The sequence below is a fragment of the Bacteroides sp. AM16-13 genome, assembly GCF_003602705.1.
Lineage (GTDB): Bacteria > Bacteroidota > Bacteroidia > Bacteroidales > Bacteroidaceae > Bacteroides > Bacteroides xylanisolvens.
On record NZ_QTLK01000006.1, the window covers coordinates 187,395 to 204,176 of the forward strand.

General features: G+C 42.9%; 10 protein-coding genes and 1 pseudogene. All 11 read left to right on the forward strand.

Going from position 1 to position 16,782, the window contains the following annotated elements; all coding sequences use genetic code 11:
- Positions 1–9: 9 nt before the first annotated feature.
- Positions 10–2,856, forward strand: coding sequence for a TonB-dependent receptor (locus tag DW173_RS06690; protein WP_120144089.1), 2,847 nt, complete (start codon positions 10–12; stop codon positions 2,854–2,856).
- 107 nt (positions 2,857–2,963) lie between these two features.
- A complete protein-coding gene (locus DW173_RS06695) occupies positions 2,964–4,811 on the forward strand; it encodes a sensor histidine kinase (RefSeq protein ID WP_120144090.1) in 1,848 nt (615 codons plus the stop codon).
- Positions 4,721–6,811 (forward strand): sensor histidine kinase, encoded by a 2,091-nt coding sequence (locus DW173_RS06700; RefSeq protein ID WP_233562107.1) that lies wholly within the window; start codon positions 4,721–4,723, stop codon positions 6,809–6,811. Before DW173_RS06695 ends, DW173_RS06700 begins: the two co-directional genes overlap by 91 nt.
- Positions 6,808–8,856: a sensor histidine kinase gene (locus DW173_RS06705; protein WP_120144094.1), complete on the forward strand. Its 2,049-nt coding sequence runs from the start codon at positions 6,808–6,810 to the stop codon at positions 8,854–8,856. Before DW173_RS06700 ends, DW173_RS06705 begins: the two co-directional genes overlap by 4 nt.
- 105 nt (positions 8,857–8,961) lie before the next feature.
- On the forward strand, positions 8,962–9,642 hold the full coding sequence (locus DW173_RS06710; RefSeq protein WP_120144096.1) for a hypothetical protein: 681 nt from the start codon (positions 8,962–8,964) through the stop codon (positions 9,640–9,642).
- Between the two features lie 40 nt (positions 9,643–9,682).
- Complete coding sequence (locus DW173_RS06715) at positions 9,683–11,557, forward strand: alpha-L-fucosidase (RefSeq protein ID WP_120144097.1); 1,875 nt, start codon at positions 9,683–9,685, stop codon at positions 11,555–11,557.
- Positions 11,558–11,660: 103 nt separating this feature from the next.
- Positions 11,661–11,975 carry a nucleotidyltransferase domain-containing protein gene (locus DW173_RS06720; RefSeq protein WP_118407234.1) on the forward strand — a complete coding sequence of 105 codons (315 nt, stop codon included), beginning with the start codon at positions 11,661–11,663 and terminating at the stop codon, positions 11,973–11,975.
- Positions 11,972–12,384: pseudogene (locus DW173_RS06725) on the forward strand (HEPN domain-containing protein). Before DW173_RS06720 ends, DW173_RS06725 begins: the two are co-directional and overlap by 4 nt.
- A 704-nt stretch (positions 12,385–13,088) precedes the next feature.
- Complete coding sequence (locus DW173_RS06730) at positions 13,089–13,961, forward strand: electron transfer flavoprotein subunit beta/FixA family protein (RefSeq protein ID WP_004314244.1); 873 nt, start codon at positions 13,089–13,091, stop codon at positions 13,959–13,961.
- 2 nt (positions 13,962–13,963) lie between these two features.
- Positions 13,964–14,983 (forward strand): electron transfer flavoprotein subunit alpha/FixB family protein, encoded by a 1,020-nt coding sequence (locus DW173_RS06735; protein WP_055278939.1) that lies wholly within the window; start codon positions 13,964–13,966, stop codon positions 14,981–14,983.
- 6 nt (positions 14,984–14,989) lie between these two features.
- On the forward strand, positions 14,990–16,696 hold the full coding sequence (locus tag DW173_RS06740; protein ID WP_007748504.1) for an acyl-CoA dehydrogenase family protein: 1,707 nt from the start codon (positions 14,990–14,992) through the stop codon (positions 16,694–16,696).
- The last annotated feature ends 86 nt before the right edge of the window (positions 16,697–16,782 follow it).

Genomic DNA, 16,782 nt, shown 5'->3' on the forward strand with positions numbered 1-16,782 from the left:
AAGAAAACAATGAAGAAAATATATATTCTAACTTTGCTACTATGCTTCACCAGCCTTGGGAGTAGTTTTGCCCAAACGCTGAAAGGACATATATATGATGCAAATACCAATGAGCCATTGGTGGGAGCAGCTGTTGCGTATAAGTTACAGGGTAATCAGGGAGTAGTGTCCGACATTCATGGGGCTTATGAAATCAAACTGCCCGAAGGGGGTGTCGATCTCGTATTCAGTTATGTGGGCTACGAAGATGTACTGATGCCGATCGTAATCGACAGACGTGAGGTAATCACCAAAAACGTCTACATGAAAGAAAGCACCAAACTGTTGGAGGAAGTCGTGGTCAGCGCCGGACGCTTTGAACAGAAATTGAGTAATGTCACTGTTTCCATGGATGTAGTGAAAGCGGGTGACATTGCCCGTCAGGCACCAACGGATATATCGTCCACCCTCCGCACTCTTCCGGGAGTGGATATTGTAGACAAACAACCTTCCATACGTGGTGGTAGCGGATGGACATACGGAGTAGGTGCACGCAGTCAGATTCTGGTGGATGGTATGAGTACCCTGAATCCCAAGACAGGCGAAATCAACTGGAACACCGTACCTTTGGAGAATATCGAGCAGATTGAAGTAATCAAAGGAGCCTCTTCCGTTTTATATGGTTCATCGGCTTTGAATGGTATCATCAATATCCGCACCGCACGTCCGGGGTTAGCTCCGAAAACACGTTTCAGCGCATATCTCGGTATCTATGGCGACGCGGAGAATGACGAATACCAATGGAGTGACAAGAGTTTCTGGAAAGAAGATAAATATTCGGTCAAACCGATTCTGCGCGGAAATCTTCTTAGTGGTGTGCGTAATCCGATTTACGAAGGATTCGATCTCTCCCACGCCCGTCGTATCGGTAATTTCGACGTCAGTGGCAGCCTCAATCTTTTCACCGATGAAGGATACCGCCAGCAAGGATATAACAAACGTTTCCGCATGGGAGGTAACCTAACCTATCACCAACCGGACATGGGAATGAAACTGTTGAACTATGGTTTTAATATCGATTTCCTGTCTAATCAATATGGTGACTTTTTTATCTGGCGTTCACCGACAGAGGTGTACAAGCCCTCTCCTTTCACCAACATGGGCAGGGAAGATAATAATTTCCATATCGACCCGTTTGTCAACTACGTGAATCCGGAAAACGGTACATCACATAAGATCAAGGGACGTTTCTATTATAGTGCCGACAATATCGTACGTCCTACCCAGGGAGCATCCATCATGGATATTCTGGGCAATATGGGGACAGATGCCCAAACGATACAGAATATTGCAGGCGGTGATTACAGCTCGCTCTATCCGGCATTGGTGGGAATCGGTTCAGGACTAATCAATGGTAATCTGGAAGACGCCATGAATGGAGTATTCACTTCATTAGGCAATATCTTCCCTAACGCGACAACTGCCGATTATTGTGATCTGATTTCCTGGGTGATGGACAACGGGCTACCCAGTGATTTGGGAGGACTGACAAACGGACAATTGCCTGGTGACCTGATTCCCTGGGTGTCCGACGTACTCAATCCTTCACGAAACACTCCTAAGACGCAGACTGATAAAAGCACTAACTATTATCTCGATTATCAGTTCAACAAGAAATGGGACAGTGGCGCACAAATCACTACCGGAGCCACTTATGAGCATGTACGGTATAATTCGGCCATCATGGACGAGGTCTACAAAAGCGATAACATAGCTGCTTTCTTCCAGTACGACCAACGTTTCTGGGACCGTCTAAGCGTATCTGCCGGTGTGCGTGCCGAATACTATCGTGTAAACAATCACCATCGTGAAGCAGAAACAAAGATATTCGGAACTAAAGTTCCATTCCGCCCCGTGTTCCGTGCCGGACTGAACTATCAGTTGGCAGATTACAGTTTTATCCGTGCCAGCTTCGGACAAGGCTACCGTAACCCGTCCATCAATGAGAAATACCTGCGCAAGGATATCGGAGGAGTCGGCGTTTACCCGAATCTGGATATCAAACCGGAAAAAGGGTTTAATGCGGAATTGGGATTCAAGCAAGGATATAAGATTGGCAATTTCCAGGGATTTGTAGATGTTGCAGGATTCTATACACAATATAAGGATATGGTCGAATTCCAGTTCGGACTATTCAATAATGCGGACTATACGATGATTAACAGCATCAGTGATGCCATCCGGATGATAACCGGTGGTCAAGGTTTCGGAATCGGAGCACAGTTTCATAACGTATCGAAAGCACAAATCTACGGAGTGGAAATATCAACAAACGGCGTTTATAACTTCAACAAGAACACAAAGTTGTTCTATAACTTAGGGTATGTATACACCGAACCCCGTGATGCGGATTATAAGGAACGCAATGATGCGGAGGATCTTTATACTGATCCTCTTCAAATGAAAGAAAAATCTAACACCGGAAAGTACCTGAAGTATCGTCCGAAACACAGTTTTAAAGCGACGGTAGATTTCCAGTGGAAACGTATCAATCTGGGTGCGAACGTTGCCTGGAAGAGTAAAATCCTCGCAGTGGATTACCTGATGATGGATGAACGGCCGAAAGCACAACTCGACTTGATGGATTACGTTCGCGGCATCGCTTTCGGTTATTCTAAAGGAGAAACACTTGCTACTTACTGGAACAAACATAACACGCCCTATGCTACCGTTGATTTGCGCTTCGGAGTAAAAGTAACGAAAGAAGTAGCTTTCCAATTCATGGTAAATAACCTGTTTAACAAAGAATACAGCTACCGCCCGATGGCAGTTGCCGCCCCACGTACTTTCGTACTGAAAATGGACGTCACTTTCTAAATAAAAAGAAAAAGTAATAATTGCCCTACTAATTATGACAATTATTACTTTTTTTGTTTATTTTTGGGGAGAAATAATAAACACTCACGCAACAAAACATCCCCAAAATGAAAAAGGCTGTTTACATATCATTTATCATCAACCTGTTTGTATGCATTTCATTACATTCAAAGGACAGGACTTCCAAACATTTGTACGCCTTACAGCATCTTATCAATGCCAACCTTGCTTATGATTCGATAGCCTCTATAGACAGTATCATAATATGGGAACAGCAACTAAGCCCGATACTTGAACAAGAGAACCAAATAGAACTTTTCTTCCGAATCAAACAACTATTAGTACATGCACACTCTTTATCCGGCAACATCGGGCAAGCTATCGACGAAGCACGGCTTATGTATGAAAAAGCCGAAACTCTGAAATATGATTTAGGAATAGCACTCTCCAATACAGCTATCGGAGATGCCTATTATTGCTCAAATATGACTGAAGAGGCAGCCAACGCTTACAAAGAAGCAATCCTTCATCCTGTATCTTCTTCGGAAGGCAACTATTACAAAGAAATGGCAATGTTACATCTGAAAGAGATTTTCATCAGAGAACACAACTCGGAAGAAGCGGAATCATACAGGGAAATGCTGCTGAAATCAGACGCCATGCATACCAACCAAACCATTTTGTTCTTCCATTATTGTTCCGATGTGGCATATTATATAATGACAGGAGAGTCGCAGAAAGCGCAGGATAGTTTCCTCGAAGTAGAAAAAATCTACCACTCCTGCAAAGAGCCGTATTACTACTCCCCTTTTCTCTGCTCACAAGGATTATATAACGAAACAATCGGAAAAAACGAACTCGCCTTATTATGTTATGATAACGTACTGCAAAGTATCAAACAAAAAATGCAATCGATAACCTACTTACAAGTATCTCACTTAAAAGCAAACTTGCTGATAAAAAAGGGGGATCCTCAAGAAGCCGCCCGACTATACGAAAAGATCAGTCGCATCACAGATTCTATTGCTTCTCCCAGTTATACCCACCGCATCAACAACCTACGCGCTTCTTATCAGGAAAACCGGATGAAAGTGGAGAACAAGGTCGAACATAACCGCATTTTCATGAGCGGTATCCTTATCGGCACCATCATTCTGGTTGTCATTATTTACCTGGCGCTACATATATTAAAACAAAACAAAAAGATTGCCGAATCAAAGAAATGTCTTGAACAGTCACGACTAAATGCGGAAAGTGCCATGCATGCCAAAAGCCTTTTTCTCTCCAACATGAGTCATGAAATCCGCACTCCGCTCAGTGCCCTTTCCGGTTTCTCCAATCTACTGACTGACCAGGGACTGGATGCGGAAACTCGCCGGCAATGCAGCGATGTCATACAGCAAAATTCAGACTTGTTACTCAAACTGATTAATGACATAATCGACCTGAGCAATCTTGAAGTAGGCAAAATGAAATTCAGTTTCGGCTCCCACGATGCTATTGCCATCTGTAACAATGTAATCGATACTGTTAACAAAGTAAAACAAACCCGGGCAGCACTCCGTTTTAAAACACCACTCACCTCATTGCAACTGTATACAGATGATTCACGTTTACAACAATTGCTCATCAACCTACTCATCAACGCCACTAAATTCACTGCCGAAGGAAGCATTACCCTTGAAGTAGAATTACAATCAGATGAATATGCACTTTTCTCCGTAACAGATACGGGCTGCGGGATTCCCCCGGAAAAACAGGCGAACATCTTCAGCCGCTTCGAAAAACTAAACGAAACAGCGCAGGGATCGGGGCTCGGGTTGTCTATCTGCCAACTGATTATTGAACGCATCGGTGGAAAGATATGGATAGATCCGGCATACACCGACGGATGCAGATTCTGTTTCACACACCCCGTCCGACCAATGGAAGAAAGAAAGGAGGAACAAGCATGAAACGAATCGGCATATTCTGCATCATATTATTAGGACTAATAACAATCCAGACCGCCCAAGCAATGACTGTCAAAGACAGCCTGGTGCAGGTACTGGATACTATACCTGCCAACAAAACAAGACTAAACGTCCTGTATTTATTAGCTTACCAAGACCCTATGTCACCGTCCTGCCTCAATTACCTGGACCGACTGCTAAAAGAAGCAGCCGTACAAGAGGACATAGAGTACCAGTGTCTTGCCATGTATGCGTATGTTGTCTATTATTTCAACCACCAAGACGGGAAAAATACAAAATTGTGGATGGACAAACTGACAGAAATATCCCTGAAGCATAAATACTATAATACTTATTTTTCAGCCAAACGGGCGGAAATTTTGATGCATATCATAGAGCACAAAATAGAATACAGCATCACACAGGCCGAAGAAATGTATCGTCTCGCCTCCCAAACAAACAATACACAAGGTATGCGCTATGCAAAATTATGTCTGATGAACGCTTATCTGATGTCCGCTCGATACAAAGAAGGAGAAAACGCAGGATTCGAAGCCTACCGCCTGCTACCTGCCACCGCTTCCCTAGAAGAAAGAAAGGATATCTTACAGGAGATATCCCTAGCATGTGCATCTATAGAGAGCGAAGAATCGCTGAAATATCTAAAAGAATTTGAAATCGTACTGGACAAAATGTCCCGCCAAGAAGCAAAATTCAAATTAAGGATTCATCACACCAGTTATCTCTTATTGGAAACATTATACGCCAACTATTATCTGCAAAATGGTCATATAGACGAAGCCCGTATTCACCTCAAGAAGATGAACGAATATTTCTCTCCAACGGACTATATCCCCTGCCGGGGACTCTATTACGATGTATATGCCCAATATTACCGGATTACGCAAATGTATGACAAAGCACTGATTTATGCAGACTCCGCCATCAATCTGCTTTCAGGAGTATCGGACAACAACGGTCTCGACTACCGGATAAAACGGGCAGGGATACTTGCTGACGCAGGACGGACAGATGAGGCTATTCCCTTATTGCGTAATCTGTTGGCAAAGAAAGACACCTTCTACCAGCACTTATCCACGAGCCAAATGGAAGAGATCTACGAAATGAAAAAAATAGATGAATTACTCCTGGAAAAGGAAAAGCATCGGTCAATCATTCAAACAATCGAACTGGCATTAATCACTATTGCATTAATCATTCTAATACCTGCCACTATCCGCATCTTTTACGTAAAAAAAAGACTAAAAAAAGAGGAGGAAGAAATCAAAAAAATGACTCAAATAGCAGAAGAAGCAAATGAAGTGAAAAGCCATTTTCTTTCCAATATGAGTTATGACATCCGCAGTACACTTAATAACGTGCTGGGCTTCTCACAATTGATGACCCAGGATCCTAACAGCATAGAAACCGCTCAATGGAAAGAGTACTCTGAAATTGTCCAAACCAATTCGACCGAATTGATACAACTGGTGAATGACATACTTGACTTATCGAGACTGGAAGCCGGAAAAACAAAATGGCAAGTACAGGAGTATGATATTATTCCTCTATGTTCGGATATTGTCAGCATAGCACAAATGAGAAATAAGGGAAAGATACAAATTGACTTCAAAACCACCATCAAAGAGCAGGCTTCCCAACTGGATATCACCCGCTTCACACAGGTCATTGTAAGCACGCTCATTTATCCGGTTCCCTGTGACTTGCAAAGACACGTCACGTTCTCCTTATATTGTAATGAACAGGAAAAGTTACTTGTATTCCGTATCATCAATACTCCACTTGCAGATGCGGAGTTTCAGATCCGAAAAACGGATGTCCGCCATCGGATTAATCGTCTGACAATCGAATATTTCGGAGGGACATACACGGTTATTTCCAATCTGAAAGAAGAACCGACTATTATTATCACATATCCTTACTCTAAATCAGCGGCAGAAGATGCCGTACGAGATAATTTTCATAGACAGATACGCTTATGAACAACCTAAAAGCACAAATCAGCCTCATCTCCGGAATTTTACTTATGATTCCATGCATTCTGTTTGCTACGGCCATATCTACCCCAGTAGATAGTTTACAAAACTTATTAAAAGATTGCCCGGATGCCGGGAAAAAGGCTATCATATACGTACATCTGGCTGATATTTATGTCGACAGCATAAATATCGCCACTACGTATTGGAATGAAGCACTCACCGAAGCAGTCAAGGCTGAAGACGAATATATTACGAAACTTGCTTTGGACGCACTCGTCCAAAGATATGCTTCGAAGGACGAAAAGATAGTAAAAAAATATATAAATATCGCCCAACAGGTGCTTCCGGAAAGCCACAACGCGCTATTCATCGACTATCTGTATTGTTACAATATCTGGATGGAAATGAGAAAAAACAATTCATTGGAGCTTATTGAACAAGAACTAAATGAACTGAAAAATGAGAACTTGCAAGATATGACACTCGAAGAACAAATTAGATGGGAATACCTCACAGGAGTATCATTGGATTATTTTTCTCTGCTGACTCATGCATACAGCGAAATAGGCAAAGCCATACCTTATATAGAAAGAGCACTGGACAAAGTCTCAGAATTTCCTATGAAAGACAGAATCCATTTTGAAATATTATGTCGTTATGAATTATCGGACTTATACACGGCAGTGAACGACAAAAAGGCAGCGGATGAAATCAACAAAATGATTGAACTTCATAAAAAGTGGAACAGCCAAAATACCTCTTTCGAGCGAAAGTTTCTTGATGAATCAGACTATTATATGAAGCAATATTCATTAATCATTTTTCTCGGAGACCTTATTGACAGAAAGGAAGCCCAAAAGTATTATGAAAAATACATGGGAATAGCCCGAAAGAAAAACAAGATGAAAAGTACATACGAAACCAGAGCAAGATACTATAAAACGATTGGAGACTACCAAGCCTCCATCACCTACATCGACTCTACTATCCTTACGGAACATTATGAACCGGAAGTCCTTATCCCGCTCTACGCAGTAAAAGCAGGACTTTACTACAAAATAAAAGATTATAAAAACGCATATCTGGCCTTAAAAGAGGGCAATAAACTACAAACAAAGAACAAAATAACAAAGAGAGAACAACAAATGGCGGAAATGCAGACACGCTTTGATGTCAGTAAACTGGAACTGGATAAAATGAGCCTTGCCTATAAAAACAAACAAATAGCGCTCATCGCTTCCTGTATTTTATTACTAGGACTAATTGCGTGGAGTATCTACCAACGCTATATGGTGAAACGACTGAAAAAGATGCATAGGAAATTGATGATTGCCAATGAAGAGGTCAAAAAACAAAGTGAAAAAGCCACCGAAAGCGAAAAAATGAAAACCGCTTTTCTTAATTCTATCTGCCATGAGATACGGACTCCATTGAATTCTATAGCCGGATTCTCCGAACTAATCACAGATGAATCCCTAGATGCTGTGACTCGTGAAGAATTCAAAGACTTAATACTAAACAATTCCACGACATTGCTTTCTATAGTAAACAATATACTGGAACTATCCGAACTTGTCAGTTCCTATGAACCACTACCGGTTGAACCTACCGACATATACGGACTTTGTGTAGAAGAAATGGAAATACTAAAAGAAAAAATCTTAAATTCTGACATATTATGCATTACCGAAGCTGATAAGAAAGAAATAATCATACCGACTAACGCTTTTTACCTCTCACGAGTGATCGGTAACTTATTGAGTAATGCAGCAAAATTCACAGAAAAGGGAACAATCACATTAACCTGTCAGATTGACGAAGATCAAGAAGTAGTGGTTATTTCCGTAACCGACACGGGAATAGGCATACCGACCGACAAACAAGAGTGGGTATTCGAGCGATTTACCAAAGTAGATGATTTCAAACCTGGTACAGGACTTGGACTTTACATTTGCCGTATCATTATCCAACGGCTCGGCGGTAATATAAGTATTGACACCTGTTACACCAAAGGCTGTAAAGTATTGGTATGTATGCCGATAAAATAGCAATCTTTTCATTTCTGCCATTTTAACAGAATATAATTAGTCAGTTACGATTCATACATTTTTTGTATCTTTGGCATCTGTAAATGAAAAAAACAACCAATAATAATGAAAAAACAAATCGTACTTATTGCTATTTTATGTTACGCAGCCTTTGCACAGGCACAAGAAGTTTTTGTAACCGCAGATTTTGTAAGTAGCTACATCTGGCGTGGTATAGACAGCGGCAACGCAAGTGTGCAACCCTCACTCGGCCTCAACTGGAAAGGCCTGACCGTCTATGCATGGGGTTCTACCGAATTTCGCGAAAAGAATAATGAGATAGACTTGTCACTGGAGTACGAATACAAAAACCTGACTCTCTACGCCAACAACTATTTTACCCAAACAGAAGAAGAACCTTTCAAATACTTCAATTACAGTTCACATTCCACGGGACATACTTTTGAAGTAGGAGCCGGATATATGCTTAGCGAGAAATTTCCATTATCAGTCAGCTGGTACACCACCTTTGCCGGAAACGACTACCGTGAAAACGGAAAACGTGCCTGGTCCAGCTATTGCGAATTGAGTTATCCGTTCAGCGTGAAAGATGTAAACATGAGCGTCGAAGCAGGTTTTACCCCTTGGGAAAGTATGTACTCCGACAAATTCAATGTAGTCAATATCGGATTATCCGCAACGAAAGAAATCAAAATAACGTCCAACTTCTCTCTGCCCATATTCGGAAAGCTAATAGCCAACCCCTATGAAGAGCAACTTTATTTTGTATTCGGAATTACGTTGTAGATGATTCTTACACTCAATTATTAACAAATAAATTACCCCCATGAAAAAACACTTTCTTATTTTCGGAGCAGGCCTCCTTCTATTAAGTGCCTGTAATTCGGTCAAAGCACCGGAAGCTATCCTGCCCATTCCCGAAGCCAAACAGGTAGAATGGCAAAAAATGGAAACATACGCTTTCGTACACTTCGGACTTAACACATTCAACGACCGCGAATGGGGATACGGTGATTCCGATCCTAAAACATTCAATCCTACCCGCCTGGATTGCGAGCAATGGGTACAAACCTTTGTGAAATCCGGCATGAAAGGAGTGATCCTGACAGCCAAACATCACGACGGGTTCTGCCTGTGGCCTACTCAACTAACAGAATATTGTATCCGCAACACCCCGTATAAGGACGGAAAAGGCGACATCGTTCGCGAACTATCGGATGCCTGCAAGAAGTACGGCATTAAATTCGCAGTTTATCTGTCTCCCTGGGACAGGCATCAAGCCAATTATGGTTCTCCCGAATACGTAGACTACTTCTATAAACAACTCAACGAGTTATTAACCAACTATGGTGATGTTTTTGAAATCTGGTTTGACGGTGCCAATGGCGGAGACGGCTGGTATGGCGGAGCAAAAGACAGCCGTACTATCGACCGCAAAACTTATTACGATTATCCGCGAGCCTATAAATTGATCGACGAGTTGCAACCACAAGCTGTTATCTTCTCGGATGGAGGTCCGGGCTGCCGTTGGGTAGGTAACGAAAACGGATTTGCAGGAGCTACCAACTGGTCTTTTCTCCGTGCCGGAGAAGTTTATCCAGGTTACCCCAAATATCGTGAATTGCAATATGGCCATGCCGACGGCAACCAATGGGTAGCCGCAGAATGTGATGTATCCATCCGTCCGGGATGGTTCTATCATCCGGAAGAAGACGACCGTGTGAAAACAGCAGATGCATTGACCGATCTGTATTACCGTAGCGTAGGTCATAACGCAACATTGTTACTCAACTTTCCGGTCGATCGTGACGGACTGATTCATCCGACAGACTCTGCCAACGCCGTAAACTTCCACCAGAACGTACAAAAGCAACTGGCACACAACCTATTGGCCGGACTTTCTCCCAAAGCATCGGACGAACGGGAAAAAACATTCTCTGCAAAAGCGGTGACCGATGGTGAGTATGATACTTATTGGGCTACCAATGACGGTGTCAACTCTGCCACAATCGAATTTGACCTGCCTCAAACGGAAAAGATTAACCGCATGATGTTACAGGAATATATACCTCTGGGGCAACGTGTCAAATCATTCGTTGTAGAATACAACCAGGAAGGCGAATGGCTTCCGGTAAAATTGAATGAAGAGACGACCACTATCGGATATAAACGCCTTCTTCGTTTCGAAACAGTCACCACAGATAAGATTCGTGTCCGTTTTACAGATTCGCGAGCTTGCCTCTGTATCAATAACATAGAAGCCTATTATGCAGGAGAGACTTCCGATACATATACTGCAAAAGCAGAAGAGTTGAAGAGTTATCCGTTCACGCTCACCGGAGTAGATGCGGAGGAAGCACAGAAATGTATGGATAAAAACAATCAGACCACCTGCTTCATCAACGGAAATACATTATTGATTGATTTGGGAGAGGAACGCACAATCACCTCCTTCCATTATCTCCCCGACCAGAGTGAATATAATAAAGGAATAATCAGCTCTTATGAAATCTCTGTCGGCACGGATAGTAATGCTGTCAATCAGGTAGTAGCCAAAGATGAATTTTCCAATATAAAGAATAATCCGATTCTGCAATCGGTTTACTTTACTCCGGTCAACGCCCGCTATGTCCAACTGAAAGCAACACGGATGATACATGACGGGGAGCCAATAGGATTGGCCGAAATCGGTATACAATAAAATAAGTAACTGCCATTTTAACACTTAAAGAGAATAAATAGCTGTATCTCTTGACTTCTCGAATAATTTATATAACTTTGTTCGTAAATAAAAAGCAATAAATATGAAACGTCCACAAATTGTAGAACGAATACGGAAGGCTTTAACACAGGTGGCACCGGAAGCTCAAGCCATTTTATATGGTAGTGAGGCACGTGGGGATGCCCGTCCTGATAGCGATATTGATTTATTGATATTGGTTGACGGTAATAAATTGACCATCAAAGAAGAAGATCGTATCATCACTCCGCTCTACGATATAGAAATAGAAACGGGAGTGCAAATTAATGCACGCGTCTTGCTGAAAAAGATTTGGGAAAACCGTCCTTTTCAGACACCTTTTGGTATGAATGTAATGAAAGAGGGGATCATACTATGAAAGAACAATTAAACAGGGAAAATATTGAGGCACTGTCAGCTTACCGTTTTCTACGTGCTAAAGAAACGCTGAAAGAAATACCCTATCTAAACAACAAGGCTATTATAATACAGCTGTAAACCGTCTTTATTATGCCTGTTATTATGCAGCAGTCGCTCTGCTTATTAAACACGAGATAAATCCTGGTACCCATGCAGGTGTCAAACAGATGATAGGATTGCATTTCGTCGCTACCGGTCGTATGTCACGTGAATTGGGACGTTGTTTTTCCCTACTTTTCGAACGTCGGCATAGTAGTGATTATGATGATTTTGCCTATTCAAGCGAGGAAGAAATAGACGAATTGATGCCTAAAGCAACTGACTTTATTGGAGCCATCGAAGTTCTGCTGAAGGAGTCAAACGCTTGAGTCATGTTATCATCACTCTTACGCTCATCTTCCAGGAAGCAAGCATCTCATCTGACAAATACCCGCATTTCATATGCATTTCCCTTATTGTTTATGTGTCTTTGCTTAATAGTTATCAAGGGCTCACCTGTGTGAACAAACAGGCTATCAGTTGTAAACAAATATATCCACATACGTAAACAGCTTTGTTCACATGGGTGAGCCCTTGCAAAGCATTAGAGCTTAACAAAAGAACTACTAAGCATTAACGCATAAATACCTAAGAGAATACATAACAAGAATAGTTACTTTAAAACCAACATAAAGTGATGCCAATATTATTTTGGGTGAGGGTAAAAAGTTACCCTCACCTACCCTCACCTTTACCCTCACACCTACAACCCCGATGAATAAATGGATTGAGCCAGAGGGTGAGGGTGTGAGGGTAAAAGTATCACCAGCTTAATAGGAGGAAGAATGAAAGGTTTATGAATGCACATTAATTATAAGTTATTAAAGAGGAACCTTGAATTAAATCTATAAAAACCCTCCTATTTTGCTCAAAATTCTTAAACCTGTGCATTTTTTACTCGGATTTCTTGTCAGAACCAAGCGTTTGAGTAAATTTGCACGCTGATAGTTAACCGGATAGTTTGGATAGCAAGAGATTACTACTTGACTACTGGCTGCTAACTTGTAGAAATACTAATACTAAAATTTATAGCATGAGTTTGAAAATTGTTGTATTGGCAAAACAAGTTCCCGACACACGTAACGTTGGGAAAGATGCCATGAAAGCCGACGGAACGATTAACCGTGCGGCACTCCCCGCCATCTTCAACCCCGAAGACCTGAATGCTCTCGAGCAAGCTCTCCGATTGAAAGATGCTCATCCAGGCTCTACCGTAACCGTTTTGACAATGGGACCGGGACGGGCAGCCGACATTATTCGTGAAGGACTTTTCCGTGGTGCAGATAACGGTTACTTATTAACTGACCGTGCTTTCGCTGGTGCAGACACACTGGCTACGTCTTACGCACTTGCCACTGCCATCCGCAAAATCGGTGAGTATGACATTATTATCGGTGGCCGTCAGGCAATCGACGGTGACACGGCACAGGTAGGTCCGCAGGTAGCAGAAAAGCTGGGATTGACGCAAATCACATACGCAGAAGAAATTCTGGAAGTAGGCGATGGTAAGATTAAGGTGAAACGTCACATCGACGGTGGTGTTGAAACTGTAGAAGGCCCGCTGCCTATCGTGATTACTGTCAACGGTTCTGCAGCTCCTTGCCGTCCGCGTAACGCAAAATTGGTTCAGAAATACAAACATGCCAAGACTGTGACTGAAAAACAGCAAGGCAATCTTGATTATACCGACCTGTATGACAAGCGCGATTATCTGAATCTGGCAGAATGGAGCGTAGCCGACGTAAACGGTGACCTCGCACAATGCGGTCTGTCCGGTTCGCCGACAAAAGTGAAAGCCATCCAGAACATCGTGTTCCAGGCTAAAGAGAGCAAAACCATCAGCGGCAGCGACCGTGACGTGGAAGACCTGATTGTTGAACTATTAGCTAACCACACCATCGGATAATCATGAATAACTTATTTGTATATTGCGAAATAGAAGAAGGTAACGTTTTAGACGTCAGCCTCGAACTTCTGACCAAAGGTCGTTCGTTAGCCAACCAGTTGAACTGTCAACTCGAAGCAGTGGTTGCCGGAACCGGCCTCAAAGATATTGAAAAACAAATCCTTCCTTACGGAGTAGACAAACTTCACGTTTTCGACGGCGAAGGACTTTACCCTTATACTTCACTTCCTCACACAGCTATCCTGGTGAACCTTTTCAAAGAAGAGCAGCCACAAATCTGTCTGATGGGTGCTACTGTAATCGGTCGTGACCTCGGTCCGCGCGTTTCTTCTGCTTTGACCAGCGGATTGACTGCCGACTGTACTTCACTTGAAATCGGTGACCACGAAGACAAGAAAGAAGGCAAGACTTACAAGAACCTGTTGTATCAGATCCGTCCGGCTTTCGGCGGTAACATCGTTGCTACGATTGTGAACCCGGAACACCGCCCGCAGATGGCAACCGTTCGCGAAGGCGTGATGAAGAAAGAAATCCTCTCTCCGACTTATCAGGGAGAAGTGATCCGTCACGATGTGAAAAAGTACGTAGCTGATACGGACTATGTAGTGAAGGTAATCGAACGCCACGTAGAAAAGGCAAAGAACAACCTGAAAGGTTCTCCGATTATCGTAGCCGGCGGATACGGTGTAGGCTCGAAAGAGAACTTCGACCTGTTGTTCGACCTCGCCAAAGAACTTCACGCAGAAGTAGGTGCCAGCCGTGCTGCTGTTGACGCAGGTTTCGCAGATCACGACCGCCAGATCGGTCAGACAGGTGTTACGGTTCGTCCGAAACTCTACATCGCTTGCGGTATCTCCGGACAGATTCAGCATATCGCCGGTATGCAGGAAAGTGGTATCATCATCTCCATCAACAACGACCCGGATGCTCCGATCAACACGATTGCCGATTACGTAATCAACGGAACTATCGAAGAAGTTGTGCCGAAGATGATTAAGTATTATAAACAAAATAGCAAGTAAGGAAAGATGGCTAATTATTATACAGACATACCGGAACTCAAGTTTCACTTGAACAATCCGATGATGAAACGTATTTGCGAACTCAAAGAACGCAATTACAGAGATAAAGATGAATTCGATTATGCTCCGCTGGACTTCGAAGATGCTGTAGACTCTTATGACAAAGTGTTGGAGATTACCGGAGAAATCACAGGAGAAATCATTGCCCCTAACGCAGAAGGTGTAGACGAAGAAGGTCCTCACTGTGCCAATGGTCGCGTTGAATATGCATCAGGAACCAAACAGAACCTGGACGCAATGGTAAAAGCCGGCTTGAACGGTATGACCATGCCACGTAAGTTCGGCGGTCTGAACTTCCCGATCACCCCGTACACCATGTGTGCAGAAATCGTGGCTGCTGCCGATGCAGGTTTCGGAAACATCTGGTCATTGCAGGACTGTATCGAAACTCTTTATGAGTTTGGCAATCCCGACCAACACAGCCGCTTTATCCCACGCATCTGCCAAGGTGAAACGATGTCAATGGACTTGACAGAACCGGATGCTGGTTCCGACCTTCAATCTGTTATGCTGAAAGCTACTTACAGCGAAAAAGACGGATGCTGGTTACTGAACGGTGTGAAACGTTTCATCACAAATGGTGACGCGGATATTCACCTCGTACTGGCACGTTCGGAAGAAGGAACGAGAGACGGCCGTGGTTTGTCTATGTTCATCTATGACAAGCGTCAGGGTGGCGTGAACGTACGTCGTATCGAAAACAAACTCGGTATCCACGGTTCTCCTACCTGCGAATTGGTATATAAGAATGCAAAAGCTGAACTTTGCGGTGACCGCAAACTCGGTTTGATTAAATACGTAATGGCTCTGATGAACGGTGCCCGTCTGGGTATTGCCGCACAATCTGTAGGATTGAGCCAGGCAGCTTACAATGAAGGTTTGGCATACGCCAAAGACCGTAAGCAGTTCGGAAAAGCAATTATCGAATTCCCGGCTGTGTATGACATGCTGGCTATCATGAAAGGCAAACTGGATGCCGGACGTGCTTTACTGTATCAAACATCTCGCTACGTAGACATCTACAAAGCATTGGACGACATCGCCCGCGAACGTAAACTGACTCCGGAAGAACGCCAGGAACAGAAGAAATATGCTAAATTAGCAGACAGCTTTACTCCGCTGGCTAAAGGTATGAACTCTGAATATGCGAACCAAAACGCTTACGACTGTATTCAGATTCACGGCGGTTCAGGTTTCATGATGGAATATGCTTGCCAACGCATCTATCGCGACGCACGTATCACCAGCATCTACGAAGGAACTACCCAGTTGCAGACAGTAGCCGCTATCCGTTACGTAACCAATGGTTCGTACATCGCTACCATCCGCGAGTTCGAAACCATTCCTTGCTCACCGGAAATGGAACCGCTGATGTCTCGTCTGAAAAAGATGGCTGACAAATTCGAAGCAAGCACCAATGCAGTGAAAGAAGTACAAGATCAGGAATTGCTTGACTTCACCGCTCGCAAACTGGTGGAAATGGCTGCTGACATTATCATGTGTCACCTGTTGATTCAAGATGCCAGCAAGGCTTCCGAACTGTTCTCCAAATCTGCACATGTATATTTGAACTATGCAGAAGCGGAAGTAGAAAAGCACTCAAACTTCATCGAAAACTTCGATAAAGAAGACTTGGCATTCTACAAAAAGTAATAAATACTCTATCAAATCTCATAAAAGCATCCCTTCTTAGGAAGTGGATGCTTTTTTATTTGTCACATTCTATTATTTTTCATTAT